26 protein-coding genes are annotated in these 25,070 nt (G+C 42.3%); 6 read left to right on the top strand and 20 right to left on the bottom strand.

Features of this window, described 5'->3' with window-relative positions; translation table 11 throughout:
• Nucleotides 1-155: 155 nt before the first annotated feature.
• Nucleotides 156-2,339, top strand: a complete 2,184-nt coding sequence (locus ACSLUR_RS00250; protein WP_448550751.1) for an OsmC domain/YcaO domain-containing protein — start codon at nucleotides 156-158, stop codon at nucleotides 2,337-2,339.
• Nucleotides 2,340-2,404: 65 nt separating this feature from the next.
• Here ACSLUR_RS00250 and ACSLUR_RS00245 read toward each other — a convergent pair whose 3' ends face one another.
• Complete coding sequence (locus tag ACSLUR_RS00245) at nucleotides 2,405-3,175, bottom strand: DUF2145 domain-containing protein (RefSeq protein WP_448550749.1); 771 nt, start codon at nucleotides 3,173-3,175, stop codon at nucleotides 2,405-2,407.
• Nucleotides 3,176-3,256: 81 nt separating this feature from the next.
• On the bottom strand, nucleotides 3,257-3,637 hold the full coding sequence (locus ACSLUR_RS00240; protein WP_448550747.1) for a hypothetical protein: 381 nt from the start codon (nucleotides 3,635-3,637) through the stop codon (nucleotides 3,257-3,259).
• A 136-nt stretch (nucleotides 3,638-3,773) separates the two neighbouring features.
• Here ACSLUR_RS00240 and ACSLUR_RS00235 point away from each other — a divergent pair, with 136 nt between their 5' ends.
• Complete coding sequence (locus tag ACSLUR_RS00235) at nucleotides 3,774-4,532, top strand: helix-turn-helix domain-containing protein (RefSeq protein ID WP_448550745.1); 759 nt, start codon at nucleotides 3,774-3,776, stop codon at nucleotides 4,530-4,532.
• A 190-nt stretch (nucleotides 4,533-4,722) separates the two neighbouring features.
• Nucleotides 4,723-5,166, top strand: coding sequence for an inner membrane protein YiaA (gene yiaA / locus ACSLUR_RS00230; RefSeq protein ID WP_448550743.1), 444 nt, complete (start codon nucleotides 4,723-4,725; stop codon nucleotides 5,164-5,166).
• Between the two features lie 132 nt (nucleotides 5,167-5,298).
• Here yiaA and ACSLUR_RS00225 read toward each other — a convergent pair whose 3' ends face one another.
• The 13 genes from ACSLUR_RS00225 to ACSLUR_RS00165 form a co-directional block, all read right to left on the bottom strand.
• Nucleotides 5,299-6,429 carry an ABC transporter substrate-binding protein gene (locus tag ACSLUR_RS00225; protein WP_448550741.1) on the bottom strand — a complete coding sequence of 377 codons (1,131 nt, stop codon included), beginning with the start codon at nucleotides 6,427-6,429 and terminating at the stop codon, nucleotides 5,299-5,301.
• Nucleotides 6,430-6,762: 333 nt separating this feature from the next.
• Nucleotides 6,763-7,011, bottom strand: coding sequence for a 30S ribosomal protein S17 (gene rpsQ, locus ACSLUR_RS00220; RefSeq protein WP_115998809.1), 249 nt, complete (start codon nucleotides 7,009-7,011; stop codon nucleotides 6,763-6,765).
• On the bottom strand, nucleotides 7,011-7,202 hold the full coding sequence (rpmC, locus tag ACSLUR_RS00215; protein WP_115998808.1) for a 50S ribosomal protein L29: 192 nt from the start codon (nucleotides 7,200-7,202) through the stop codon (nucleotides 7,011-7,013). The genes rpsQ and rpmC overlap by 1 nt, the downstream gene beginning before the upstream one ends.
• On the bottom strand, nucleotides 7,202-7,615 hold the full coding sequence (rplP, locus tag ACSLUR_RS00210) for a 50S ribosomal protein L16 (RefSeq protein ID WP_115998807.1): 414 nt from the start codon (nucleotides 7,613-7,615) through the stop codon (nucleotides 7,202-7,204). The genes rpmC and rplP overlap by 1 nt, the downstream gene beginning before the upstream one ends.
• Nucleotides 7,616-7,625: 10 nt before the next feature.
• On the bottom strand, nucleotides 7,626-8,318 hold the full coding sequence (rpsC, locus tag ACSLUR_RS00205) for a 30S ribosomal protein S3 (RefSeq protein WP_115998806.1): 693 nt from the start codon (nucleotides 8,316-8,318) through the stop codon (nucleotides 7,626-7,628).
• An 11-nt stretch (nucleotides 8,319-8,329) separates the two neighbouring features.
• A complete protein-coding gene (rplV, locus tag ACSLUR_RS00200) occupies nucleotides 8,330-8,662 on the bottom strand; it encodes a 50S ribosomal protein L22 (protein WP_115998805.1) in 333 nt (110 codons plus the stop codon).
• Nucleotides 8,663-8,673: 11 nt separating this feature from the next.
• Entirely contained in the window at nucleotides 8,674-8,952 is a 279-nt protein-coding gene (gene rpsS / locus ACSLUR_RS00195) for a 30S ribosomal protein S19 (protein ID WP_115998804.1), read from the bottom strand.
• 31 nt (nucleotides 8,953-8,983) lie between these two features.
• Nucleotides 8,984-9,808 (bottom strand): 50S ribosomal protein L2, encoded by an 825-nt coding sequence (gene rplB, locus ACSLUR_RS00190; protein ID WP_115998803.1) that lies wholly within the window; start codon nucleotides 9,806-9,808, stop codon nucleotides 8,984-8,986.
• Nucleotides 9,809-9,819: 11 nt separating this feature from the next.
• Entirely contained in the window at nucleotides 9,820-10,122 is a 303-nt protein-coding gene (gene rplW / locus ACSLUR_RS00185; RefSeq protein ID WP_115998802.1) for a 50S ribosomal protein L23, read from the bottom strand.
• Nucleotides 10,119-10,724 carry a 50S ribosomal protein L4 gene (rplD, locus tag ACSLUR_RS00180; RefSeq protein WP_115998801.1) on the bottom strand — a complete coding sequence of 202 codons (606 nt, stop codon included), beginning with the start codon at nucleotides 10,722-10,724 and terminating at the stop codon, nucleotides 10,119-10,121. Before rplD ends, rplW begins: the two co-directional genes overlap by 4 nt.
• An 18-nt stretch (nucleotides 10,725-10,742) precedes the next feature.
• Nucleotides 10,743-11,381: a 50S ribosomal protein L3 gene (gene rplC, locus ACSLUR_RS00175; RefSeq protein WP_115998800.1), complete on the bottom strand. Its 639-nt coding sequence runs from the start codon at nucleotides 11,379-11,381 to the stop codon at nucleotides 10,743-10,745.
• 14 nt (nucleotides 11,382-11,395) lie between these two features.
• Nucleotides 11,396-11,707 (bottom strand): 30S ribosomal protein S10, encoded by a 312-nt coding sequence (gene rpsJ / locus ACSLUR_RS00170; protein WP_115998799.1) that lies wholly within the window; start codon nucleotides 11,705-11,707, stop codon nucleotides 11,396-11,398.
• A gap of 261 nt (nucleotides 11,708-11,968) precedes the next feature.
• Nucleotides 11,969-13,927, bottom strand: coding sequence for a RecQ family ATP-dependent DNA helicase (locus tag ACSLUR_RS00165; RefSeq protein ID WP_448550734.1), 1,959 nt, complete (start codon nucleotides 13,925-13,927; stop codon nucleotides 11,969-11,971).
• Between the two features lie 434 nt (nucleotides 13,928-14,361).
• On the opposite strand from ACSLUR_RS00165, the gene fusA (ACSLUR_RS00160) reads away from it, so the two are divergent.
• The 3 genes from fusA (ACSLUR_RS00160) to ACSLUR_RS00150 all read left to right on the top strand — a co-directional run bounded on the left by fusA (ACSLUR_RS00160) (nucleotide 14,362) and on the right by ACSLUR_RS00150 (nucleotide 18,712).
• Nucleotides 14,362-16,446 (top strand): elongation factor G, encoded by a 2,085-nt coding sequence (gene fusA, locus ACSLUR_RS00160; protein WP_115998797.1) that lies wholly within the window; start codon nucleotides 14,362-14,364, stop codon nucleotides 16,444-16,446.
• 496 nt (nucleotides 16,447-16,942) lie between these two features.
• Nucleotides 16,943-18,139, top strand: a complete 1,197-nt coding sequence (locus ACSLUR_RS00155) for an erythromycin esterase family protein (protein WP_448550732.1) — start codon at nucleotides 16,943-16,945, stop codon at nucleotides 18,137-18,139.
• Between the two features lie 96 nt (nucleotides 18,140-18,235).
• Nucleotides 18,236-18,712, top strand: a complete 477-nt coding sequence (locus tag ACSLUR_RS00150) for a Crp/Fnr family transcriptional regulator (protein WP_115998796.1) — start codon at nucleotides 18,236-18,238, stop codon at nucleotides 18,710-18,712.
• Nucleotides 18,713-18,730: 18 nt separating this feature from the next.
• Here the strand turns inward: ACSLUR_RS00150 and ACSLUR_RS00145 are convergent, their stop codons facing one another.
• The 5 genes from ACSLUR_RS00145 to rpsL all read right to left on the bottom strand — a co-directional run bounded on the left by ACSLUR_RS00145 (nucleotide 18,731) and on the right by rpsL (nucleotide 24,915).
• The gene (locus ACSLUR_RS00145) at nucleotides 18,731-19,747 is read right to left on the bottom strand and encodes an energy transducer TonB (RefSeq protein ID WP_448550729.1); all 1,017 of its coding nucleotides are present in this window, start codon (nucleotides 19,745-19,747) and stop codon (nucleotides 18,731-18,733) included.
• 583 nt (nucleotides 19,748-20,330) lie between these two features.
• Nucleotides 20,331-21,515 (bottom strand): elongation factor Tu, encoded by a 1,185-nt coding sequence (tuf, locus tag ACSLUR_RS00140; RefSeq protein WP_115998782.1) that lies wholly within the window; start codon nucleotides 21,513-21,515, stop codon nucleotides 20,331-20,333.
• A 171-nt stretch (nucleotides 21,516-21,686) separates the two neighbouring features.
• A complete protein-coding gene (gene fusA / locus ACSLUR_RS00135) occupies nucleotides 21,687-23,783 on the bottom strand; it encodes an elongation factor G (protein WP_448550727.1) in 2,097 nt (698 codons plus the stop codon).
• A gap of 199 nt (nucleotides 23,784-23,982) precedes the next feature.
• Nucleotides 23,983-24,456, bottom strand: a complete 474-nt coding sequence (gene rpsG, locus ACSLUR_RS00130) for a 30S ribosomal protein S7 (RefSeq protein WP_115998793.1) — start codon at nucleotides 24,454-24,456, stop codon at nucleotides 23,983-23,985.
• Nucleotides 24,457-24,540: 84 nt separating this feature from the next.
• Nucleotides 24,541-24,915: a 30S ribosomal protein S12 gene (rpsL, locus tag ACSLUR_RS00125; protein ID WP_074499547.1), complete on the bottom strand. Its 375-nt coding sequence runs from the start codon at nucleotides 24,913-24,915 to the stop codon at nucleotides 24,541-24,543.
• Nucleotides 24,916-25,070: the final 155 nt, after the last annotated feature.

Genomic DNA, 25,070 nt, shown 5'->3' with positions numbered 1-25,070 from the left:
TACTATTTACAAAGTAACAATTTTTCCAAGACTATTAGGCTAAAAACACCGATAATTACAGGAATACTTATTATCGCTTGAACGCAGTCTGTTAGCTGCTCAGCAAAGCAGTAACTTTATCGACGTAAGTTACTCGCGTGTTATTAGGATCCTCTATGGAAATCAAGGTTAACTTTCTTGACAACCTTCGCTTAGAAGCGAAGTTTGATGACTTTACCGTTATCGCTGACCAACCCATCCGCTATAAAGGTGATGGTTCAGCACCTAGCCCATTTGATTACTTTTTAGCATCTTCCGCATTGTGTGCAGCTTACTTTATTAAGGTGTACTGTAAGGCCAGAGATATCTCTACCGATAACATTCGCCTATCACAAAACAATATTGTCGATCCTGAAGATCGCTACAATCAAATTTTCCAGATTAACGTTGAGCTGCCAGACGATATTTCGGAAAAAGACAAGAAGGGAATTCTACGTTCAATTGAACGTTGTACCGTTAAAAAAGTGGTCCAAACCGGCCCAGAGTTTAAAATTGAAACCGTCGATAACCTAGACGCCGACAACCAAGCCATGATCATGGTATCGCCGGACGAAGCTGCTTCCACTTACATTCTGGGTAAAGACTTACCACTAGAAAAGACCATCGAGAACATGACAGGCATTCTCGAAAACTTGGGCATGAAAATTGAAGTCACCTCATGGCGTAATATTGTTCCTAATGTGTGGTCACTGAATATTCGCGATGCCGCCTCCCCCATGTGCTTTACTAATGGTAAAGGGGCAACCAAAGAAAGTGCGTTATGTTCCGCACTTGGCGAATTTATTGAACGCCTAAACTGCAACTTCTTTTACAATGACCAGTTCTTCGGTGAGGAAATGGCGAACGCAGATTTTGTTCACTACCCAAATGAGAAGTGGTTCCAGCTAACCGAAGATGACAGCTTACCGACTGGCCTTTTGGACGACTATACACTGGAAATTTACAACCCAGATGATGAATTATGTGGCTCGCATTTAATTGATACTAACTCAGGTAATATTGAGCGTGGTATTGTTGCCCTCCCCTATCAGCGTCATTCAGACGGTGAAACCGTATATTTCCCATCGAACCTAATTGAGAACTTATTCCTCAGTAACGGTATGAGCGCCGGCAACAACATTTTCGAAGCACAAGTACAGTGTTTATCAGAAATTTTTGAACGCGCCGTTAAACGTCAGATCATTGAACAAGAAATTGTACTACCTGATGTCCCGCTAGCAGTATTGGAAAAATACCCAGGCATTCTTGCGGGTATTCAAGGGTTAGAAGAGCAAGGTTTCCCTGTCGTTGTTAAAGATGCGTCGCTTGGCGGCCAATTCCCAGTAATGTGTGTCACGCTTATGAACCCAAGAACGGGGGGCGTATTTGCATCATTCGGTGCACACCCTAGTTTTGAAGTCGCATTAGAGCGCAGTTTAACCGAGTTACTCCAAGGCAGAAGCTTTGAAGGCTTAAACGATGTACCAAAACCAACGTTCAATAGTATGGCGGTACAAGAGCCTGAAAACTTTGTTGAACACTTTATAGATTCAACCGGTGTCATTTCATGGCGCTTCTTTAGTAGCAAGGAAGATTACGAGTTTGTGGAGTGGGATTTCTCTGGCACAAATGAAGAAGAAAACCAGCAGTTACTCGCCATTTTGGAGTCACTTGGTAAAGAGGTGTATATCGCTACTTATGATGATTTAGGCGCTACGGCATGTCGTATTTTAGTACCTGATTATTCGGAAGTTTATCCAGTCGAAGATTTGATTTGGGACAATACCAACAAAGCCCTACACTACCGTGAAGATATTCTTAACCTTCATCGCTTATCAGAAGACGAGCTAATCGATTTAGTAGAGCGCTTAGAAGAAAGTCAGTTGGATAACTACATTGATATTCGCACGCTAATTGGCATTGAGTTTGACGAGAATACGGTATGGGGACAACTCACCATTATCGAACTTAAAATTTTGATCTACTTAGCGGTTGGTGGCTTAGAGCAAGCTTTTGAACTCATTGGCGACTTCCTTCAATACAACGACAATACCGTTGAACGCACTATGTTCTTCCGCGCAGTACACAACACACTGGAAGTTGCATTAAATGAAGCGCTTGAATTCGAACATTACCAAACAGCATTCAATCGTATGTATGGTGAAGATCGTATGAGCGAAGTGATCGGACTTATTAATGGTACTGATAACTTCCATGGCTTGACTGAAACCAGCATGGCACTAGAAGGAATTGAGCCGCACCTACGTTTGATTGAAAGCTATAAGAAGTTGCATCAAGCAAGGGCGAAAAAAGCCTCATAGCGTTTAGTATTTGGAAGTAGCGCTACTGCTTTTTTAGTAGCGCTTTTTCTTCTAGCTATACGGCTTTACCCTCTGAAGATATGGGTATCACCTGCCAGTTCATATTTTTCTAGATATCGCCCAATAGAGCCAAACGACGTTGTTTTTACTTTTCCTTTGTGATCCCGAGTCGTTACACCATCGGCAAACAAACCACCCAAAGCTAATTTAAAGCCACTGACCCTAACCCGCTGAGGTTCAAAATATTCACGCGCGTTCGCTTTTAACTGGCGCTTGTCAGTCGTTTGATAAATCGCTGCATTAATAATATCAAGTGTATGCTCGGTACAATTTTGATACTGACTGTTAAACGGATTTGCGATTAACGAATATTTAGGATTATGTAGTAACTGATTCTTACCACTGGTAATAACTTCAATAATCTTGGTTTGCAGCTCAGGTGTAGGAATTATAATGCCAGCTTTTAGGTCGTAAGCACCCCAGAAAAAATCAACAGGGTAATCTGTTACCAATGCGCTTTTTCCTCCATCTTCAGAGTCTTGATAAAGGTTGTGAATCGCATAGCCATTGACCCTATCACCATGACCTAAAGTGATTTGAGAGTACACGGCAATTGCTGTATGAGTAAACTCAATGCCTTTTGGTAGTTTTGATTGTGGCTGCCCAACTCTAGCAATAATAAAGGCTCTAGCACCTTGTTTGGCAGCATACTTTTCAACGTTTTTGGCAAACTTAGCGATTTGCTCAGGTTTAAATCTCGCTTCGGCGACTTGGTTGCTGCCAGCAAACGCGTTAAACGCTACGAAAGTTAACACGACTAAAAATAAGTTTTTCATATCTGCTTCCTGCTACTCATAAATAATTGGCGACTATCTTTCACTATGGTTTCGTTAGTTACACTCTACTAAACAAAGGCGTTATTGCTTTTTCATTACTTCAGCGGGAGAACGATCAACGGTGATCGTGAGTTCTGTAACTTCTAACTCAACAGGGTGATGATGTTTAACGCTACGAGCACTGCTAGTTGCCGCATCTGACATTCCCTCTGCCAGCTCAACACTCGCAACGCCCGCGCTCACCGCAACACTCCCCCCTACGAGTAATGGCACAGCAACTACCGCACTTGCAACTTGAGCACTGCCAGCCGCGCCATGAGAAAGGGCTAAAGCAGAGTGTTTGCTTGCTTTACTACCATGATTAGTTGATGGCTCTGCGAAAGCCGCAGAAGAAGTAAACATAGCGCTAATTAAAAGAGCGCAAGTAGCGAATTTAGGCATTGAATCGATAAATGTGTTCATCAGTTTTTCCTTAACAGTTGAATTGCTATATAACTTAGTCAGAGGCGAGCGACCTGTAAATCAAGCTGTTTGATGTATTACTTAAAACAACTTAAAGTATTAAATTCTTATACTTCAGCGTGATATGGGACAAGGAATGAGCCAGATAAAACAGGTAACGGATACACTTAAGCTGCTACTCAAGCAGCACAGTATTACCTATCGTCATATAGCTGACGTGTTAGATATGAGCGAGGCAAATATCAAACGCGTATTTGCAAATCACAGTTTTTCGCTCGAACGGCTAGAGCAAATTTGCAATATCATCAACCTAACCCTGTCAGACCTTTTCGCTCTCTCAGCAAAGCAACAACAAGAAAAAATCACAGAGCTCACCCTTGAACAAGAACAAGAACTTATCGACAACCCCAAACTCCTCTTAATGGCTGTACTAGTGAGAGACTACTGGAAGTTTGAGGAAATTATTGAGCACTATGATATCGAACTGCATGAAGCCATTCGGTTAATGATAAAGTTGGACAAAATCAAACTGATTCAGCTATTACCTAATAACAACTACAAGCTGCTTATCGCTCAAGATTTTCGTTGGATTAGTAACGGGCCGTTAGAAAGATTTATGGAAAAAGAAGTGCTTAATCGCTTTATGGCCAGCAAGTTTGATAGTGAAGACAGCTTTCGCTTTTATCTGCGAGGACGATATTCGCAAACGTCGATTGATATTATTCAACGGAAACTAAACCAATTAACCAAAGAAGCTGCCGAACTCAATATCGAAGACAGTAACCTGCCACTCAACAAGCGTAAACATATGGGGATGCTCTTCGCCATGCGCCCATGGGAGCCATCGCTATTTGAACAGTTCAGGAAGCCAAACTCAAACCATAGCATGCCATAATCGCTATACCTTAGCATTTAGCAATGCCCGAGCAGTTCATAAAGGGACTAAGTCTAGCTTATTGCTACTTGCAGTCTTATCAGCCTAGCCTTTGGAAATGCAGATTTACTTTTGTTCACTGGCAACCAATACTCATTGCCGTCAACACACATGGTTTTAGCCAATTAAGAATAAATATGGAGAAAAGAACATGAACGGAAAACCCACCAAAGCATTTGTTTTAGTATCTATCGCAATGTTAATTTCAGGTATAGCAAGTTTTTGTATCGGCTTACTAAACGCTCAAATGGAACTTAATGAAAAAGGCTACTACTTCGCTATTCTTGTTTTTGGCCTGTTTTCCTTTGTCTCGCTACAAAAAACGGTGAGAGATAAATTAGAAGGTCAAACCATTTCAAAACCCTATGTGCTGATGTGCTGGGTAGCGGCAGCGGCCGCAATTGCTATGCTAACTATAGGTTTAATAAATGCTGACTTATTGCTAAGTGAAAAAGGCTTTTATGCCATGGCTTATTTCCTCAGTGGATTCGCTGCGATAACTGTACAGAAAAATGTTAGGGATAATATTGCTGTTTCATCACACGTAGCGACAGTAATTGAACAACAAGAGTCCGCAGAAGAACAATCGATATAGCCTACTGCAAATACTGACATTGCTTTGTTGCGCGGTATACATCTCAGCAACGAGGCGATTTTAATCTGACAAAACTAGCAAGGCATAATAAAACCTTGCTAGTGAGCTTCACAGATAAACTCGCTATTTTATTCAAACGCAGTTACTTTTGAGCAAAGCCTTATCAGTTGACGGGTTTGAAGGTAAAGGTAGATAAGTTTGTGAGATAAATGTTTCTAGACTAAAAAGAGCAGTTTCGGGATGCCTTTGAGAAAAGCGCGAGAAGTCTATTTTATGTAGACTATCGTCAACAAGGTTTTTCAAAAAGCGACTCATATTCCCTTCTAAACTCGATTGAAAAATGTCGATAACAACATTCATCTCGCAGGGTTTTATATCTTGTTGCTGATAATCAGCCAGCATGGCAAGTGCTTTAGCACCCAAAACGACATGCCCCCCTAATGAAACGTCGAGCGCAGAATTTAGGTTGGTTTCATCCCAGTTCATTCCTCCTACCGTTACAGGATAAGATAGGTTCGCGTCTTGAACTGCTTCCAATGCTCCAAGTGCCATAGGGTCATTAGCCGACCAAATTATATCGACACGGGCGCGTTGAAGAATGCCCTTTACCTTTATATATGCTTCGGCTTTTGACCAATTTGCCACAGGATAATCTATTAACCTGACCTGCTTATGCGCTGATAAGACCTGCTGTAGACCCTGTGCTCTTTCAATAGCCGCGGCAGAAGCAAAGTCTCCTATCAACGCAAGCAAGTTAATAGAGCCTGAGTTTTTATCATGCAAAGAAATCAACTCACTCAATAAGTATTCACCTGCTTTCCTGTTGTCCGGCACAACACTGCCAATGAGAGATTTTTGCTCTGATTCAGATAAGCTCTCACGTTCTTTATCGTTAAACCCATTTAATAGCGCAAAAACGGGAATTTCATGTTCAGCGAATAGTTTAAGTTGCGCGAGCCCGCTGCCCTTTTCATTAACGATAATGGCGTAATCAGGATTGTGCTCCAATGCTTCATTCGCTAATGCCTTCATTTGAATATGATTTCTGTTAGCAAAAAGAGTAATTAATTCAACATTCAAATCATCGGCAGCAGCTTGCATGATTTTACTGACATTCGACCAAAAGTGTCCGGTTGCATCTCCTTGAGCATGGCCTGGGTTGATGAATACAACTTTAAAATCTTTTGCAAGATCTTGCGCTGCAGCTACAGGGCTACAAAGTAAGAAGGATATAATTAAGATCCAGAGGGTGTACCTTTTCATGACAAGAATCGTTTGTAGATCAACCAGTAACACGTTTGCTAATTGTTAACTATAGACTATCTATTGGCTTCTGCTTGTTGCAATTACAAGCCCCATCGAGAGCGCTACATTAGCCACTATGTCTAAACCCCATTAACATATTAAAAGCGCTTCAATAGTCACATATGTGAGGCTTATCTCTTCTTTAGTTTTTTTATTTTCGACACAGGCAATTGACGCTCGAGGCTTCTAACTCAGTTTACAGCTATCAAAATGCCTAAAAAACAAAAAGGCTCCGCTGAATTAACAGCAGAGCCTTTTTAGTATAACTAAAGTGATTTAGTAGTTAAGCGATTAAGCTTTCTCTACTACGTCAACCAAAGTCCAAGACTTAGTCTTAGAGATTGGTGCACATTCACGAATAGTTACTACGTCGCCCGCGTTACATACGTTAGCTTCATCGTGTGCTTTCAACTTAGTTGAACGCGTAATGAATTTACCGTAGATAGGGTGTTTTACACGACGCTCAATCAATACTGTGATCGACTTGTCCATCTTGTCGCTAACTACGCGACCTTGTAATGTACGGATTTTATCAGTCATTACGCACCTGCCTTCTCAGTGATGATGGTTTTAACGCGTGCAATGTTGCGACGCACTGTACGTAGCATGTGTGTTTGAGCTAACTGGCCAGTACTTGCTTGCATACGTAAGTTAAATTGCTCACGTAGTAAGTTAAGTAGTTCAGCATTAAGCTCTTCAATGCTTTTTTCTTTAAGTTCGTTAGCTTTCATTACATCACCGTTCTAGTTACGAAGGTTGTTTTGAACGGAAGTTTAGCTGCTGCAAGCTCAAAAGCTTCGCGTGCTAATTCCTCTGGAACACCTTCCATTTCATAAAGAACACGACCAGGTAGAATTTGACATACCCAGTATTCTACAGAACCTTTACCTTTACCCATACGAACCTCAAGAGGCTTCTTGGTAATTGGCTTGTCTGGGAATACACGGATCCAGATTTTACCTTGACGCTTAACGTGACGTGTCATTGCACGACGAGCTGCTTCGATTTGACGAGCTGTCATACGACCACGCTCAACAGATTTCAAACCGTAAGTACCGAAGCTAACTGTGCTACCAGTGTGTGCAAGACCACGGTTACGCAGTTTCATTTGCTTACGGAATTTAGTACGTTTTGGTTGTAACATTACTTAACTCCTACTTGCTCTTGCGGTTGTTGCGCTTCTTAGGCTTAGCTGGTGCTTCAACCTGTGCAGGCATACCACCGATAACTTCACCTTTGAAGATCCACACTTTGATACCGATAGTACCGTAAGTAGTTTCACCACGTGCAGTTGCGTAATCGATATCAGCACGTAAAGTGTGTAATGGTACACGGCCTTCACGGTACCACTCTGAACGAGCGATGTCCGCGCCGCCTAAACGACCACTAACTTCAACTTTGATACCTTTAGCACCTAAACGCATAGCGTTTTGTACGGCACGCTTCATCGCGCGACGGAACATAACACGACGCTCTAGTTGGCTAGCAATGCTGTCAGCAACTAGTTGTGCATCCATCTCTGGCTTACGTACTTCAGCAATGTTGATTTGCGCAGGTACACCAGCGATTTTAGATACGTGTAAACGTAACTTTTCTACGTCTTCACCTTTCTTACCGATAACAACACCCGGACGAGCCGTGTGAATTGTTACGCGGATAGACTTAGCTGGACGCTCGATTACGATTTTTGATAACGAAGCACGCTTTAACTTTTCAGTTAAGTATTGACGTACTAAGTGATCGCCATGAATGTTATCTGCAAACTCTTTAGTGCTTGCAAACCATGTAGACGCGAAAGGCTTGGTGATACCTAAGCGAATACCGGTAGGATGTACTTTTTGACCCATACTAATATCTCCTAGCTATCAGCAACAATCACAGTAATGTGACTAGTACGCTTAAGGATACGATCCGCGCGACCTTTCGCACGTGGCTTGATACGTTTCATCGTAGGACCATCGTCAACCATAATAGTTTTAACGAATAATTCATCGATGTCTGCACCTTCGTTGTGCTCTGCATTAGCGATCGCTGAGTTTAGAACTTTCTTAACTAAAACAGCAGCTGATTTGTTGCTGTATTCTAAGATTTCTAACGCTTTTTCAACGTGAAGACCACGGATTTGGTCTACCACTAAACGTGCTTTTTGCGCAGAACCGCGGGCAAATTTATGTTTAGCAATTGCTTCCATTTAACTTCCCCTTACTTCTTCTTCGCTTTCTTGTCCGCAGCGTGACCGCGGTAAGTGCGAGTTGGTGCAAATTCACCTAATTTGTGACCGATCATTTCATCAGTTACAAATACAGGTACGTGTTGACGGCCATTATGGACAGCAATGGTCAATCCGATCATGTTAGGGATGATCATTGAACGACGAGACCAAGTCTTAATAGGTTTCTTGTTCCCGCTTTCCAGAGCTTTCTCTACCTTCGTCAACAAGTGTAGGTCAATAAATGGACCTTTCTTGAGAGAACGTGGCATGGTATTTCCTCTTATTTAATAACTAGTACTATTACTTAGTACGACGACGTACGATGAACTTATCAGTACGCTTGTTCTTACGAGTCTTGTAACCCTTAGTAGGTACACCCCAAGGTGATACTGGGTGACGACCACCTGAAGTACGACCTTCACCACCACCGTGCGGGTGATCAACCGGGTTCATCGCCACACCACGTACGGTAGGACGAACACCACGCCAGCGCGAAGCACCAGCTTTACCAAGAGAACGTAACATGTGTTCTGCGTTACCGATTTCACCTAAAGTTGCACGACATTCCGCTTCAACTTTACGCATTTCGCCTGAACGAAGACGTAGAGTTACGTAAGCGCCGTCTTTAGCAACTAATTGTGCATAAGTACCAGCAGCACGCGCGATTTGAGCACCTTTACCAGGCTTCAATTCGATTGCGTGGATTACACTACCTAGCGGCATGTTGCGAAGTGGCAACGTGTTACCTGCTTTGATAGGTGCATCTACACCAGACTGGATTGAATCGCCAGCTTGAACACCTTTAGGTGCTAAGATGTAACGACGCTCACCGTCTGCGTATAATACTAAAGCGATGTTTGCGCTGCGGTTTGGATCATATTCCAAACGCTCAACTTTTGCAGGGATACCGTCTTTAGTACGCTTAAAGTCAATTACGCGATAGTGATGCTTGTGACCACCACCAACGTGACGAACTGTAATACGACCAGTATTGTTACGACCGCCAGACTTAGAGTTTTTCTCTAAAAGTGGTGCGTAAGGCTTACCTTTGTACAAGTCCGGGTTAACCACTTTAACGACGTGGCGACGACCCGGAGAAGTTGGTTTACATTTAACTACAGCCATTTGTACTTCTCCTATGCTTCTGCGCCAACGAAGTCGATGTCGCTACCTTCAGCAAGAGTAACGTACGCTTTTTTCCAGTCGCTACGACGACCAAAACGAGCACCTGTACGCTTTGTTTTACCCTTAACATTTAGAGTACGAACACCATCAACTTTTACTTCGAAAAGTTGCTCAACAGCGGCTTTGATTTCAGCTTTTGTAGCAGTAGTAGCAACTTTGAAAACAACCGTGTTGTTTGCTTCAGCAGCCATTGTTGCTTTTTCAGAAATGTTTGGTGCCAATAGCACTTTCAACAAACGTTCTTCGCTTATCATGCTAACATCTCCTCAATTTGCTTAACCGCACCAGCAGTCATTAATACTTTTTCGAAACCAACTAAAGAAACTGGGTCGATGCCTTGAACGTCACGAACGTCAACTTTGTATAAGTTGCGAGCAGATAAGAATAAGTTCTCGTCTACTTCTGGTGTAACGATTAATACATCTTTAAGTTCTAAACCTTTAAGCTTAGCAACTAATTCTTTAGTTTTAGGTGTATCTACTGCGAAGTCGTTAACAACCACTAAACGGTCTTGACGAACTAACTCAGAAAGGATGCTTTGGATCGCACCACGATACATCTTACGGTTTACTTTTTGGCTGTGGTCTTGAGGACGTGCAGCGAAAGTTACGCCACCAGTTCTCCAGATTGGACCACGAGTTGTACCAGCACGTGCACGGCCAGTACCTTTTTGACGCCATGGCTTTTTACCACCGCCGCTAACTTCAGAACGGTTCTTTTGCTTAACAGTACCTTGACGAGCACCTGCTGCGTAAGCAACAACTACTTGGTGTACTAAAGCTTCGTTGAATTCACGACCGAACGTTGCTTCTGAAACTTCAACAGCGCCTGACGCGTCTTTTAATGCTAATTCCATCAAAATTCTCCTCAGACGTTAGGCTTTAACAGCTGGCTTGATGATTACGTCAGCGTTTACGTGACCCGGAACTGCACCTTTAATAAGAAGCAAGTTACGTTCAGCATCTACGCGAACTAACTCAAGGTTTTGCGTAGTAACTTTCGCAGCACCCATGTGACCAGACATTTTTTTGCCTTTAAATACGCGACCTGGTGTTTGACATTGACCGATTGAACCGTTTGAACGGTGAGACAATGAGTTACCGTGTGACATATCTTGAGTACGGAAATTCCAACGCTTGATACCGCCTTGGAAACCTTTACCCTTTGAAGTGCCTGTCACGTCTACTAATTTAGTATCGTTGAATAGCTCAACAGTGATTTCGCTACCAGTTGCTAATTCTGCACCTTCGCCTTCCGCTAAACGGAATTCCCATAAACCACGACCTGCTTCGATACCTGCTTTCGCAAAGTGACCAGCTGCTGGCTTGTTTACACGGTTAGCTTTTTTAGCACCAGTAGTAACTTGAATCGCTGAGTAACCATCGTTGTCTACAGTTTTTACCTGAGCAACACGGTTAGCTTCAACTTCTAGGACAGTTACTGGAGTTGAAACGCCATCTTCAGAGAAGATGCGAGTCATACCAACTTTACGTCCAACTAGACCTATAGTCATGTTAAAACCCCCTATTAACCCAAGCTAATTTGAACGTCGACACCAGCTGCTAAGTCTAAACGCATTAATGCATCAACAGTCTTTTCAGTTGGTTCTACGATATCAATTAAACGCTTGTGAGTACGAATTTCGTACTGGTCACGCGCATCTTTGTTAACGTGTGGAGAAATCAAAACAGTGAAACGCTCTTTGCGCGTTGGTAATGGAATAGGACCACGAACCTGTGCACCAGTGCGTTTAGCAGTGTCAACGATCTCTGCTGTAGATTGATCAATCAAACGATGATCGAACGCTTTCAAACGAATGCGAATTCTTTGATTTGACATTTATCAAATCCCCTAATAAAAGAACGAACAAAGTACAGCCCATCGCCTTCATAGTGATTGAAGGGGGGTGTACCGATTATTTCATTCGACTCCCAATCGGAGTCGCTGTATAGCAAGAATTACTTGGCTTTGGCCGAAACCAGAAACTAAGTAATCTTTACATCTCACGAAGGCAATCGCCAACGTGGACGCGCATTATACTTAAACTGCTTAAAAGTGCAACACTTAATTTGAATGCCAGTTTCCGGTGGGCGAATAAAATTACGTACTAAGTAAATGATTCAGTTTTTGTTTAACCTCGGCATAAGGCAACTGCTGACATAAGCCAAAACCACTGAGAGATTTCACTTTATGGCGACCGAAGATGGGCACTGTCATGCCAGCAAGGAATCGACTCATGGTGGTGATTGAAATTGGTTGGTCGATTTTAGGGGATAAATGCGCTACCAATTCATCAGCAGCAGCTTTAATTACGTTATCTTCTGGCCACACGGTTTGTGTAGATAGGGTAAGGTTTGCCACCTGACCTCGACAGACACTGCAATGGCCACACTGTTCAGGTGCTTGGTTATCATCAAAGTAATTGGCGAGTTGCGCGGTTAAACAACCAGAAGAGTTGAAAAAAGCCACTAACCGACTTAAACGCTCAATCTCTTTACTTTCATTACTGGCAAAGTAATCAGCTAAGTACTCAGCTAACTCTTCATTATTAAGCGCCTGCTGATTAACCCGATAAACATCGGTTACCTGCTTGGTTTCGATTACAATCAGCCCTTTATCGGCTAAGTATTCCAGTGCAGTTAAAATACGTTTGCGATCACTACCGCTATGGTGGCTGATGGCATCAAAATCAGGCTGATACCAAACTTTTTTACCCGCGGAATAATCGAAAACGGTTTGTAAAAACTGTTGTCGCTCGCCCTCAAACATGGCAATAATATCTTGCGCGGTGCTAACAAACTTAAACTTAACTTCCGCAAAATAGCTATAACTTGCCTGCAGAGCCCCCGCCAGCTCAAGTTGCACTAATAAGGTTTTTAGTGGCAACTGTTTAATATTACTGGCAGTCGATAAGCGATGTAATTGTAAAGACCAATTACCATGTTCCTGCTCTTGGCGAATATCATTAAGTACATGCTCGATACCTGTTTGCTCTGGCGTATCGCCATATACGAAATTCTCTAATACGGTTAAGCCATCAAGATTCGCTAACACAATGCAATTGCTAGGCTGACCATCTCGCCCCGCACGACCAATTTCTTGGCTATAGTTTTCAATCGACTTGGGCAGGTCGTAATGAATCACAAAGCGAATGTCACTTTTATCTACCCCCATACCAAAAGCAATGGTGGCCACAACCACATGAACTTCCCCTGCCATAAACCGTTGCTGAATATCACTGCGCACTTCATTATCTAACCCCGCATGGTAAGCTTTGGCATTTACCCCTTGCTGAACTAAAAAACTCGCTACCTGCTCAGCAGACTGCTGTAAGGTGACATAAATTACACCACATGGGTTTTGCCCGCTAAATTGCTGTTGTTGATCTGCCACTACGTTTAATAACTGCGCCTGCTTTTGCTCTTCTACACAAGCAAGTACAGATAAATCTAAGTTTTGACGATAAAAGCCCGTTTGCACGATATGCTCAGGTGCGATAGCAAAGCGCTCTGCCATATCTTGTTTCACTTGTTTAGTCGCGGTTGCCGTCAACAGCAGCGTTAACGGAATATTCAACTCTTTGGCGTACGTAGGAAGTTTGAGGTAGTCCGGTCGAAAGTTATGCCCCCATTCCGACACACAATGCGCTTCATCAACGACAAGCATAGAAATAGGTAAACGATTAATCAGTTGCCGAAAGCGTTCATTCTTGAAGCGCTCAACGGATACCATCAGTATTTTAATTTCGCCATTATTAAGCCCCTGCACTACACCTTGATGTTCTTCATAGCTGAGCGTTGAATCGATACTGGCAGCATTAATACCTTTATTGCGTAAAAATGCTAATTGGTCTTTCATTAAGGCTAATAAAGGTGAGACTACTAAGGTTAGGTTTGGTAAATGCAGCGCCGCTAATTGATAGCATAAGGACTTACCCGAGCCGGTTGGAAATATCGCCAGTGAAGAATTGCCAGCCAAAAGTTGCTGAACGACTTGCTCTTGCCCTACCCTAAACTGGTCAAAGCCGAAATATTGTTGTAGTGACGGGATTAAATTCATCACAAGTTCCCTTTGCTATTGTTATGTTCAATTTTGTGGCTGTGCTTAAGTGCACCATGCTTATTTTGATTAGTTAATACCTGTGCCATTGAGCTTTATCATTGTGGATACCGTTAGAGTGCATTGGTAAATGATCATCCGATCAACCATACCTATATTCACTATAGGCAAGTATTCTAGCGTTAGTACTGAGCCACAGTGTTCTCCGTTTTACCCAGCCCATAGCATTCATAGTTAGCTGATTACTAAGCATTAGCTGAAACGTGGTTAGCACTTATTTACCTGCAAGAATCCGCTAAATTGACACAGTTCAGTGACGAAACGATTAATTTCAACTTTTTCTATGTTGGTTTTCGTTAAGTTCTGGTATACTCGCGCGGTTTTTAATCACTAACCCCTAATTGATTTTAATTAGGTACAAGCAGAGCAAGAAAATGGCAGATTTATCAAAATACAGAAATATTGGTATTTTCGCTCACGTTGATGCTGGTAAAACCACAACAACTGAACGAATTTTGAAACTTACAGGTATGATCCACAAGATCGGTGAAGTTCACGATGGTGAATCTACTACTGACTTCATGGAGCAAGAAGCTGAGCGTGGTATTACTATCCAGTCTGCTGCTGTAACTTGTGAGTGGAAAAAGCACCGTTTTAACGTAATCGACACCCCGGGTCACGTTGACTTCACAGTTGAAGTTTACCGTTCTCTTAAAGTTCTTGATGGTGGTATTGGTGTATTCTGTGGTTCTGGTGGTGTTGAGCCGCAATCAGAAACTAACTGGCGTTACGCGAACGAGTCAAAAGTTGCTCGTTTGATCTTCGTTAACAAGTTAGACCGTTTAGGTGCAAACTTCTTCCGCGTTAAAGACCAAGTGAAAAACGTACTTGGCGCTAACCCACTAGTTATGACTTTACCAATTGGTGAAGAAGACAACTTCGTTGGTGTTGTTGACGTATTATCTCAAAAAGCTTACGTATGGGATGACTCAGGTCAACCAGAAAACTACGAAGTTCAAGACATTCCAGCAGACATGGTAGACCAAGCTGCTGAATACCGTGAAATGTTAATCGAAACTGCACTAGAAGCAGACGATGACCTATTAATGGAATACATGGAAGGTGTTGAGCCGACTGAAGAGCAAATCAAAGCTTGTATCCGTAAAGGTACTAACGAACTATTGTTCTTCCCTACATACTGTGGTTCTGCATTCAAGAACAAAGGTATGCAGCTTCTTCTTGACGCTGTTGTTGACTACTTACCGTCTCCAACTGAAGTACCACCACAGCCACTAACTGACGAAGAAGGTGAGCCTACTGGTGAATTCGCACTAGTTGACGCTGAAGAGCCGTTCCGTGCGTTAGCATTCAAAATTATGGATGACCGTTTCGGTGCACTTACGTTCGTACGTATTTACTCTGGTCGTCTTAAGAAAGGTGACACAGTTCTTAACTCGTTCACGGGTAAGACTGAGCGTATCGGCCGTATGGTAGAGATGCAAGCTGAAGACCGTACTGAGCTTACTGAAGCACAAGCGGGTGACATTCTTGCAATCGTAGGTATGAAGAACGTTCAAACTGGTCACACATTATGTGACGTGAAACAACCTTGTACACTTGAAGCTATGGTATTCCCAGAGCCAGTAATCTCAATCGCTGTTTCTCCAAAAGAGAAAGGTGGTGCTGAGAAGATGGGTATCGCGATCGGTAAGATGGTTGCTGAAGATCCAACGTTCCAAGTTGAAACTGACGAAGATTCAGGTGAAACCATCCTTAAAGGTATGGGTGAACTTCACTTAGACATCAAAGTAGACATCCTTAAGCGTACTTACGGTGTTGAACTAGAAGTTGGTAAGCCACAAGTAGCGTACCGTGAAACGATCACGCAAGCGATTGAAGATTCTTACACGCATAAGAAACAATCTGGTGGTTCTGGTCAGTTCGGTAAGATCGACTACCGCATCAAGCCAGGCGAGCCAAACACTGGCTTCAAGTTCACTTCAACAGTTGTTGGTGGTAACGTTCCTAAAGAATTCTTCCCAGCGATCGAAAAAGGTTTCGCAAGCATGATGGAAGAAGGTCCAGTTGCTGGCTTCCCTGTACTTGACGTTGAAGTTGAATTATACGACGGTGGCTACCACGCAGTTGACTCGTCAGCAGTAGCTTTCGAAATCGCAGCAAAAGGTGCATTCCGTCAATCAATGCCTAAAGCTGGTGCTCAATTATTAGAGCCAGTGATGAAAGTTGACGTGTTCACGCCAGAAGACAACGTTGGTGACGTAATCGGTGACCTTAACCGTCGTCGTGGTATGATCAAAGACCAAGAAGCTGGTACTACTGGCGTTCGCATCAAAGCAGACGTTCCATTATCAGAAATGTTTGGTTACATCGGTCACTTACGTACAATCACTTCAGGTCGCGGTCAATTCTCAATGGAATTCAGCCACTACTCAGCTGCTCCAAACAACGTAGCAGAAGAAGTTATTGCTGAAGTTAAAGCACGTAAAGAAGCTAAGTAATTTAGTTTTTAAAGTGTTGCAAAAAGCCTCGCTAATGCGGGGCTTTTTTATATCTGTTTACTGTTCAAAGGCAATTGAAATTCCACCAGTTCACATAAGCCCACGCTGCTCCAAACATTGTAGCAGAAGAAGTTATTGCTAAAGTTAAAGCAGTAGATACAAGAAAAAATGCTAAGCAATCTCACGATTGAATTAGTTTTCTAAACTAGCTTGTGAGGCCGTGTCTCTTCTTACTGAAAGGCGAGGCTTTTTTATGCCCACAACTCATAACAGCTAGAGTTTGACATCTACTGTAAAACTAAACTGTTCACTTCTCCCTATAATAAAACAAATAGAGTTTTCTACTATTTTTAGCTTATTGATTTTATTAATTAAACATAATAAGTTACGGCATTATCAAGCTATTTAAAGAAGTTAAAGAGAACGATTGGAACGTCTAAATTTCTTTACTTATTGAAGGTCTAGCCGCACCTAACAACTGTTGGTGGTAGCTTGCATGAATAGCTCTCTATTAAATAATTTAGGCAAAGGATATGCTATGAGGTCTCAAGTTCTTCTATTACTCACTTTCCTGTTTTATTTCATTTCTGAACCAACATTCTCGACAGTTCTCGACAATCAATACAGTCAACTAGATCAAGCAATATCAAAAATCTGTGACAAGAAGTTAGTCTTACTTGGTGAAGATGCAAACCATGGAAGCGGTGAGACTATAAGGTTAAAAGCTGAACTAGTTAAACATTTAATCGAAAAGTGCGGATTCTCAGGCGTCTTTTTTGAAAGCCCAGTTTATGAATTTATACACTATGCCGAGTCAGTTAAGCAGAACAATGCATCTAATACGCAGGTAACTCAGTCCATTGGAGGCCTTTGGTCACGCGCTAACATGATGCATTCATTTTCATTATTCCTTCACAATAAAGCGAAAAGTGGAAAAATTAAATTAGCAGGTATTGACGCACAATTCGGAGCAAATCAGCCGTACTCTCAAAAACAGTTGCCTAAAAGACTTTCAAGTTATCTCGAACACTCCAAAGCCAATACGTGCGAGGATGAGCTTTATCGATATCTAAATTGGCAATACGATGAAAAAACGCCATTTGATAAAAATACAAAAAACCGAATTATTTCATGTGTTTCGGATATACGCATAAAGATAGGTGAGATTTCAGTAGTGAATAGCCAAAGTAGTTACGATCTGTTTATGGCTAATAACTTTATTAAGTTTCTACAGTTCAGCTCTGGTAATTACTTTAATTTACGAGATGAGCAAATGGCCAAAAATGTTTTGTGGCAGATAAACCAACTACCAGACAATAGTAAAGTAGTTGTATGGGGAGCTACAGTTCACATGGCTAAAACTTTAACACCTATTTACACACAAAAAGTTCCTATGGCTGCTCATTTGAAACAGGTTTTCAAAGATACTATGGAGAGTGTCGGCTTTACTGCACTAAGCGGGAAGTTTGGTCGCTCCCTCGACAAACTTAAAGAACTAAAACCGGCACCATTAGCAAGGTGGGCTTTAGAAGGTAACACGTACACAATTCGATACATTGATCACCATAACCTAGCGACTTTGGGGGAAATAGAAGCTCAGCCAATTCAATATAATGAAATTCATAGAGCTGACTGGTCAAAAATACTAGACAGCCTAATTGTAATTCGAAATGAAAAACCATTAGCCTATTAGTAACTGTAACTAAATATGAGAGATAAAGCACAGCGCATTGACTAATCTATTTAGCTCGGCAAAATAAGCCTCTAACGGACGTAATGATTTAACGCTATGTTACCGCTTAATAAAATTTCCAAACTAAAACTACTTGAGATTATTGGCCGCATAAATTTCTTTAAAGGGTTTACCATAGCGCAGCGCGAGTTACTGCTGCAAAAAAGTAAAGTCTATAACTGTAAGCCAAATCAATTTGTGCAATCTGAGTTAGACCACAATAGTCATTTTTATATTGTGCTATCCGGTGAAGTAGAAATACTTAAACAAGGAGGCTCTCAAGCGCTTGGTGTTATCAAAGCAGGTCAGTTTATAGGTGAAGGTAGCTTTATTAAGAAAAGGCCTAAAAGTGCTACTGCTAAAGCCTTAAACGAGGTCATTGTGCTTTGTATGGATCAAGACACCTTGCATGGCCTGCCACATGCTTTGAAGGACAAATTTAAAGATGCTGTTATTGAGGGAATGGCAGAGCGAATAGTATACCTAAGCGGACAAATCCAAGATTTTCATCACAAGTACTCCCCTGAAAGCTGATCGCACTTAGCGATCACCCTAATCCAATATCTCGCCTAACTTAATATGCACAGCCCCGCTTTCAACTATAGTTAGCTCGGTGTCTTCCGTTGCACGGACGAGCAAGCGACAATCAATTGCTGTTGAAGGAATTAATAGCATTTCTGTTATGGAAACATTTTCGACATGGTTTTTACAGCGAAGTTGGGCTTCCACATTATCACTAGCGGTTTCTAGTTGAACTTTTCGCCTAGTGATAGCGTGATAAACAGGAAGTTCTTGACTGATAGAATAACGCTTGGTTATTTCCTTGCGCTGCTCGATACTCTGCTGCACGCTATCATAATAAGACTGGTAAACCTGAGCTGATATCTCTATTCCTGATAAGGTTTTAAAGGAGTTAGCTACTTCCAGTGCAAGCCTATAATCTTGCTTGTAAAGTGCATAATCGAATAAGTTTTTTGTTGCCATGTAAGCCGAGTGATTATCTAAAAAGTCTTTTAGCATCCAAGCATCAAACACGTGCTCGCCATAGCTAAGCCAATCCTTTGTCTGTGCATAAACAAAACTACTTATAAATGCGTAAAATGCCTGTTCAGTTAAATTCTTCGTTGCTTGCTTTACATTGATCAGCTCATGTTCTGCCTTAACGGCATTGTCTTTGACTAATGACTTAGTTTTCTCATATGACTGAGCAAAGCGAGGTGATATACCATCGTTAGAGCCACTACTTAGCGCTTTATCATAACGCCATAGTAGTCTTTTCTCACTATTGATAGGCTTATCAGAAATTCTCGCTGGCTGATAAGTTAGGTTTTTAAGCCATTGCTTTGCCACCCCCGAAATATCTCTAAAGTCGCTTTTGTCTAAAACAACTATGTCAGTTGCTTTGCCTTCTTTATTGATAACAAAACTGATGTAAGCATACGATTCAACCCGAGACGCAAAGCTATCTTCACGATACTTTTTATTGGCATTATCCAATAACTTGGCAGGGATAAAGACTTGCGAGGAGCAAGCAAAAGAAAAGAACAATAAACAAAGAATATAGCGCATTAATCATCATCCATGAGTAAGAGGTGCGACAAGTAAAACAATAACTTACTTTACAGGTATCCTAACACCAGATAAAAACTAGCTAAAATCAGTTTTTATTCTTCAAGCCTAGGTGATTGAGCCAATATTGGTATTATTCCAACACTAGAACCTGCGTTTTTCAAGATTACGCCCTAATAATTGGCGTACACCTTTACAACCCCAAACGCAAAAGGCTGCTCTTACGACCTTTACCGTTTTGTATTCTAGAATCTATCGAGATTAGTTGATGCTTCTCTTAGGTATAGCGATACAACACCGGCAACTAGCATCAGCACCTTATTTCAGCTGCTTTAAATAGCACCACAACTTTACTAAACCCCAAACACAAAAAAGGCCGCTCGCGCGACCTTCTTCGTTGTCTATTCTAGAATCTATCGATATTGGTTGATGCATGTCTCAGGTGCAGCGATACAACGCCAGCACCTAGCATCAGCGCATTATTTCAGCCGCTTTCAATAGCACCACAACTTTACTAAACCCTAAACGCAAAAAAGGCCGCTTTCGCGACCTTCTTCGTTGTGTATTCTAGAATCTATCGATATTAGTCGATGATTTTAGATACAACACCAGCACCTACTGTGCGGCCACCTTCACGGATAGCGAAGCGTAAACCTTCGTCCATCGCGATTGGGTTGATTAGCTCAACAACAAACTTAAGGTTGTCGCCAGGCATTACCATTTCTACACCTTCTGGAAGCTCTACAGCACCAGTGATGTCAGTTGTACGGAAGTAGAACTGTGGACGGTAGCCTTTGAAGAATGGCGTGTGACGGCCACCTTCGTCTTTAGTAAGAACGTATACTTCAGACTCGAACTTAGTGTGTGGAGTGATTGAACCAGGCTTAGCTAGTACTTGACCACGTTGTACTTCGTCACGCTTAGTACCACGAAGAAGAACACCACAGTTCTCACCCGCACGACCTTCGTCAAGAAGCTTACGGAACATTTCAACACCAGTACAAGTAGTTGTCGTAGTTTCTTTGATACCTACGATTTCTACGTCGTCACCTACTGTGATGATACCACGCTCAACACGACCTGTTACTACAGTACCACGACCTTGGATTGAGAACACGTCTTCGATTGGTAAGATGAAGTCACCGTCGATTGCACGCTCTGGCTCTGGAATGTATGTGTCTAACTGGTTAGCAAGCTCAAGAATTTTCTCTTCCCATTGTGCTTCACCGTTAAGTGCGCCTAATGCAGAACCTTGGATTACTGGTAAGTCGTCACCTGGGAAGTCGTATTCTGAAAGAAGTTCACGAACTTCCATCTCTACAAGCTCAAGTAGCTCTTCGTCGTCTACCATGTCACACTTGTTTAAGAATACGATGATGTAAGGTACACCTACTTGGCGAGAAAGAAGGATGTGCTCACGTGTTTGTGGCATAGGACCGTCAGTAGCAGCACATACTAAGATTGCGCCGTCCATTTGAGCAGCACCAGTGATCATGTTTTTAACATAATCGGCGTGACCTGGACAGTCTACGTGTGCGTAGTGACGTGTTTCTGTATCGTACTCGATGTGAGAAGTATTGATTGTAATACCACGCTCACGCTCTTCTGGAGCGTTATCGATTTGAGCGAAATCACGAACTTCACCACCGTGAGTTTTTGTTAATACTGCAGAGATAGCAGCTGTTAAAGTAGTTTTACCGTGGTCAACGTGGCCGATAGTACCAACGTTTACGTGCGGTTTCGAACGTTCAAATTTTTCTTTAGCCATTTTACATGTACCTTAAAGATTACCAATTAAATTTAATTTTTAGCACTTAGCGACTGTTGACCACTGAGCAGCAAGGCACTGATTGTAGAGAATGCGAATTCTCTTGTCAAAGCAATGCCAGTGCCTTGTGCACCACCACTAAAGTGCGAGAAAGTTCACCTTTAAAAAAGGCTAGCCCCCTCGGGATTCAATAACTGAGTCAGCTACTGCTTTTGGAGCCTCTGCATACTTAGAAAACTCCATAGAATAAGAGGCGCGACCTTGAGTTGCACTACGTAAATCAGTTGCGTAGCCAAACATCTCTGCCAATGGCACTAGCGCGTTAACGAGCTTCATACCAGCAGGGCCTTCGTCCATCCCATCGATCATGCCGCGACGACGGTTTAAATCGCCTACCACATCACCCATGTTCTCTTCTGGCGTTGTCACTTCTACTTTCATCATTGGCTCTAGTAGTGCTGGGTTAGCTTCCATCGCACCTTTTTTAAAGCCCATTGACGCAGCGATTTTAAACGCCATTTCATTAGAGTCAACGTCATGGAAAGAACCATCGTATAACGTGACTTTAACACCAAGCAGCGGGTAGCCGGCTAATACGCCAGATTCCATCTGCTCTTTACAACCTTTTTCAACCGCTGGGATGTATTCTTTTGGAACCACACCACCAACAATTTCATTAACGAATTCGAAACCATCGCCTTCGATAGGTTCCATTTTCAACCAAACATGACCGAATTGACCACGACCACCTGATTGACGAACAAATTTACCTTCCGCTTCAACTGTTGAACGAATGCTTTCACGGTAAGCAACCTGTGGCTTACCAACGTTACAGTCAACTTTAAATTCACGCATCATGCGGTCGACAATGATATCTAAGTGTAGCTCACCCATACCAGAAATGATGGTTTGGCCTGACTCTTCATCTGTCTCTACGCGGAATGATGGATCTTCTGCCGCCAGCTTACCTAAAGCGATACCCATTTTCTCTTGGTCAGCTTTAGTTTTTGGCTCTACGGCAACTGAGATCACCGGCTCTGGGAATTCCATACGCTCTAGCGTGATAATATTGTTGTTATCACAAAGCGTGTCACCGGTAGTGACATCTTTTAAGCCGATCGCCGCCGCGATATCACCAGCGCGAACTTCTTTAATTTCTTGGCGATCGTTTGAGTGCATTTGCACGATACGACCAAAGCGCTCTTTCTTGCCTTTCACTGGGTTGTATACACTGTCGCCAGTTTGAACAACACCTGAGTAAGTACGGAAGAAAGTTAACGTACCCACAAATGGGTCAGTGGCAATCTTAAATGCCAATGCGGCAAATGGCGCATTGTCATCAGCTTCGCGAACACCTTCAGACTCGTCTTCGTTGATACCTTTAATGGCTTCAACTTCAGTTGGTGCTGGTAAGTACTCAATTACGGCATCAAGCACCGCTTGCACGCCTTTGTTCTTAAAGGCAGAGCCACAAGCACATAATACAATTTCGTTAGCAAGTGTACGTTGGCGAAGACCGGCTTTGATTTCTTCTTCTGACAGATCACCTTCTTCTAGGTATTTTTCCATCAAGTCATCATTGGCTTCAGCCGCTTCTGATACTAGGTTTTCACGCCATTCTTCGGCAAGCTCAACCATATCCGCTGGAATGTCTTCGTAAGTGAAGGTCATGCCTTGATCGGCTTCATTCCAGTTAATGGCTTTCATTTTCACTAAGTCAACAACACCAGTGAAATCTTCCTCGCTACCAATCGCTAACTGCATAGGTACAGCATTAGCACCTAAGCGGTTCTTAATTTGGTCAACAACGTTAAGGAAGTTTGCGCCCATACGGTCCATCTTGTTGACGAATACCATACGTGGTACAGAGTATTTTTCCATTTGGCGCCAAACCGTTTCGGTTTGTGGTTGTACACCTGAAGAGGCACATAGTACTAGTACTGCACCATCAAGCACACGTAATGAACGCTCTACTTCGATAGTGAAATCAACGTGACCCGGAGTATCAATGATGTTTACGCGGTGATCTTCAAATTGCGCGTCCATACCTTTCCAGAAACAAGTTGTTGCCGCCGAAGTAATAGTAATACCACGCTCTTGCTCTTGTTCCATCCAGTCCATGGTTGCGGCACCATCGTGCACTTCACCGATTTTGTGAGATAGACCCGTGTAGAAAAGTACACGTTCTGTTGTTGTTGTTTTACCTGCGTCAACGTGAGCACAAATACCGATATTACGGTAACGCTCAATAGGTGTTGTACGAGCCACTTATGTATCCTCTGTGCTAGGGCAACATTTATACGACTAATGATTATCGTTAACTTGTTGCCTTAAACTAACTTTAAAAAGTACTCAATGCAGATAAACACTTTTGAAAATTAGTCGTTGGTAAAGACGTCAATACCTTCCCTATGGGGAGTATAGAAAAGCGTAGTGACAATAAGATGTCACTACGCTTGCCTTTATATTACCAACGGTAATGTGCGAACGCTTTGTTCGCTTCGGCCATACGGTGAACGTCTTCACGTTTCTTAACCGCTGAACCTTTGTTCTCAGCTGCATCTAACATTTCGTTAGCTAGACGCTGAGCCATTGATTTTTCACCACGTTTACGAGCTGCTTCAACTAACCAACGCATGGCTAGTGCGTTACGACGTACTGGACGAACTTCAACTGGAACTTGGTAAGTAGAACCACCAACACGACGAGACTTAACTTCAACCGCTGGGCGGATGTTTTCTAGCGCTTCTTCGAAAAGGTCTAGATGTTCTTTCTCGTTGTTTTTTTCCGCTAAGATGTCTAGTGCACCATAAACGATTTTTTCTGCAACAGCTTTTTTACCATCAACCATAAGGATGTTGATGAATTTTGCTAATAATTCGTTACCGAACTTCGGGTCTGGCAATATTTTACGTTGCCCTACGACGCGTCTTCTTGGCATTTTAAATTCTCCGATATAGCTTCAGGATATTCCCAAAACAATTAAAAATTAAAAGTTAGTTTGGCCTTACTTGACGGAGAACCGTTAAGATTTAGGGCGCTTAGCACCGTACTTAGAACGGCCTTGTCTACGATCGTTAACACCTGAACAGTCAAGTGCGCCACGAACAGTGTGATAGCGAACACCAGGTAAGTCTTTAACACGACCACCACGGATTAAGATAACGCTATGCTCTTGTAAGTTGTGACCTTCACCACCGATGTAAGAAGTAACTTCGTAACCGTTAGTTAAACGTACACGAGCTACTTTACGTAGTGCTGAGTTAGGTTTTTTAGGTGTAGTAGTATATACACGAGTACATACACCACGACGCTGTGGACAAGCTTGTAACGCAGGTACGTTACTTTTTTGTACTTGTCTGACACGTGGTTTACGTACCAATTGGTTAATAGTTGCCATTATAGCTCCTGATTAAGTTAAAACATGTGCGAACATCAGTAGTACCTACCAACTTCACACCCTCTTAAACGTGTAAAAATCAAACCTTTTAAAAACTACGCAACTAGGCACAGATTAAAAGGTCGCAGAATTCTAATGGTCAAGCTTTGAACTGT

It is taken from the genome of Thalassotalea montiporae (genome assembly GCF_053485855.1).
The sequence above is the reverse complement of the archived record's forward strand: the minus strand, read 5'-3'. Positions and strand labels throughout refer to the sequence as shown.

Coding starts and splice junctions, on each gene's coding strand:
- ACSLUR_RS00250 (WP_448550751.1), top strand. CDS start 156: ATGGAAATCAAGGTTAACTTTCTTGACAACCTTCGCTTAGAAGCGAAG.
- ACSLUR_RS00245 (WP_448550749.1), bottom strand. CDS start 3,175: ATGAAAAACTTATTTTTAGTCGTGTTAACTTTCGTAGCGTTTAACGCG.
- ACSLUR_RS00240 (WP_448550747.1), bottom strand. CDS start 3,637: ATGAACACATTTATCGATTCAATGCCTAAATTCGCTACTTGCGCTCTT.
- ACSLUR_RS00235 (WP_448550745.1), top strand. CDS start 3,774: ATGAGCCAGATAAAACAGGTAACGGATACACTTAAGCTGCTACTCAAG.
- yiaA (WP_448550743.1), top strand. CDS start 4,723: ATGAACGGAAAACCCACCAAAGCATTTGTTTTAGTATCTATCGCAATG.
- ACSLUR_RS00225 (WP_448550741.1), bottom strand. CDS start 6,429: ATGAAAAGGTACACCCTCTGGATCTTAATTATATCCTTCTTACTTTGT.
- rpsQ (WP_115998809.1), bottom strand. CDS start 7,011: ATGACTGATAAAATCCGTACATTACAAGGTCGCGTAGTTAGCGACAAG.
- rpmC (WP_115998808.1), bottom strand. CDS start 7,202: ATGAAAGCTAACGAACTTAAAGAAAAAAGCATTGAAGAGCTTAATGCT.
- rplP (WP_115998807.1), bottom strand. CDS start 7,615: ATGTTACAACCAAAACGTACTAAATTCCGTAAGCAAATGAAACTGCGT.
- rpsC (WP_115998806.1), bottom strand. CDS start 8,318: ATGGGTCAAAAAGTACATCCTACCGGTATTCGCTTAGGTATCACCAAG.
- rplV (WP_115998805.1), bottom strand. CDS start 8,662: ATGGAAGCAATTGCTAAACATAAATTTGCCCGCGGTTCTGCGCAAAAA.
- rpsS (WP_115998804.1), bottom strand. CDS start 8,952: ATGCCACGTTCTCTCAAGAAAGGTCCATTTATTGACCTACACTTGTTG.
- rplB (WP_115998803.1), bottom strand. CDS start 9,808: ATGGCTGTAGTTAAATGTAAACCAACTTCTCCGGGTCGTCGCCACGTC.
- rplW (WP_115998802.1), bottom strand. CDS start 10,122: ATGATAAGCGAAGAACGTTTGTTGAAAGTGCTATTGGCACCAAACATT.
- rplD (WP_115998801.1), bottom strand. CDS start 10,724: ATGGAATTAGCATTAAAAGACGCGTCAGGCGCTGTTGAAGTTTCAGAA.
- rplC (WP_115998800.1), bottom strand. CDS start 11,381: ATGACTATAGGTCTAGTTGGACGTAAAGTTGGTATGACTCGCATCTTC.
- rpsJ (WP_115998799.1), bottom strand. CDS start 11,707: ATGTCAAATCAAAGAATTCGCATTCGTTTGAAAGCGTTCGATCATCGT.
- ACSLUR_RS00165 (WP_448550734.1), bottom strand. CDS start 13,927: ATGAATTTAATCCCGTCACTACAACAATATTTCGGCTTTGACCAGTTT.
- fusA (WP_115998797.1), top strand. CDS start 14,362: ATGGCAGATTTATCAAAATACAGAAATATTGGTATTTTCGCTCACGTT.
- ACSLUR_RS00155 (WP_448550732.1), top strand. CDS start 16,943: ATGAATAGCTCTCTATTAAATAATTTAGGCAAAGGATATGCTATGAGG.
- ACSLUR_RS00150 (WP_115998796.1), top strand. CDS start 18,236: ATGTTACCGCTTAATAAAATTTCCAAACTAAAACTACTTGAGATTATT.
- ACSLUR_RS00145 (WP_448550729.1), bottom strand. CDS start 19,747: ATGCGCTATATTCTTTGTTTATTGTTCTTTTCTTTTGCTTGCTCCTCG.
- tuf (WP_115998782.1), bottom strand. CDS start 21,515: ATGGCTAAAGAAAAATTTGAACGTTCGAAACCGCACGTAAACGTTGGT.
- rpsG (WP_115998793.1), bottom strand. CDS start 24,456: ATGCCAAGAAGACGCGTCGTAGGGCAACGTAAAATATTGCCAGACCCG.
- rpsL (WP_074499547.1), bottom strand. CDS start 24,915: ATGGCAACTATTAACCAATTGGTACGTAAACCACGTGTCAGACAAGTA.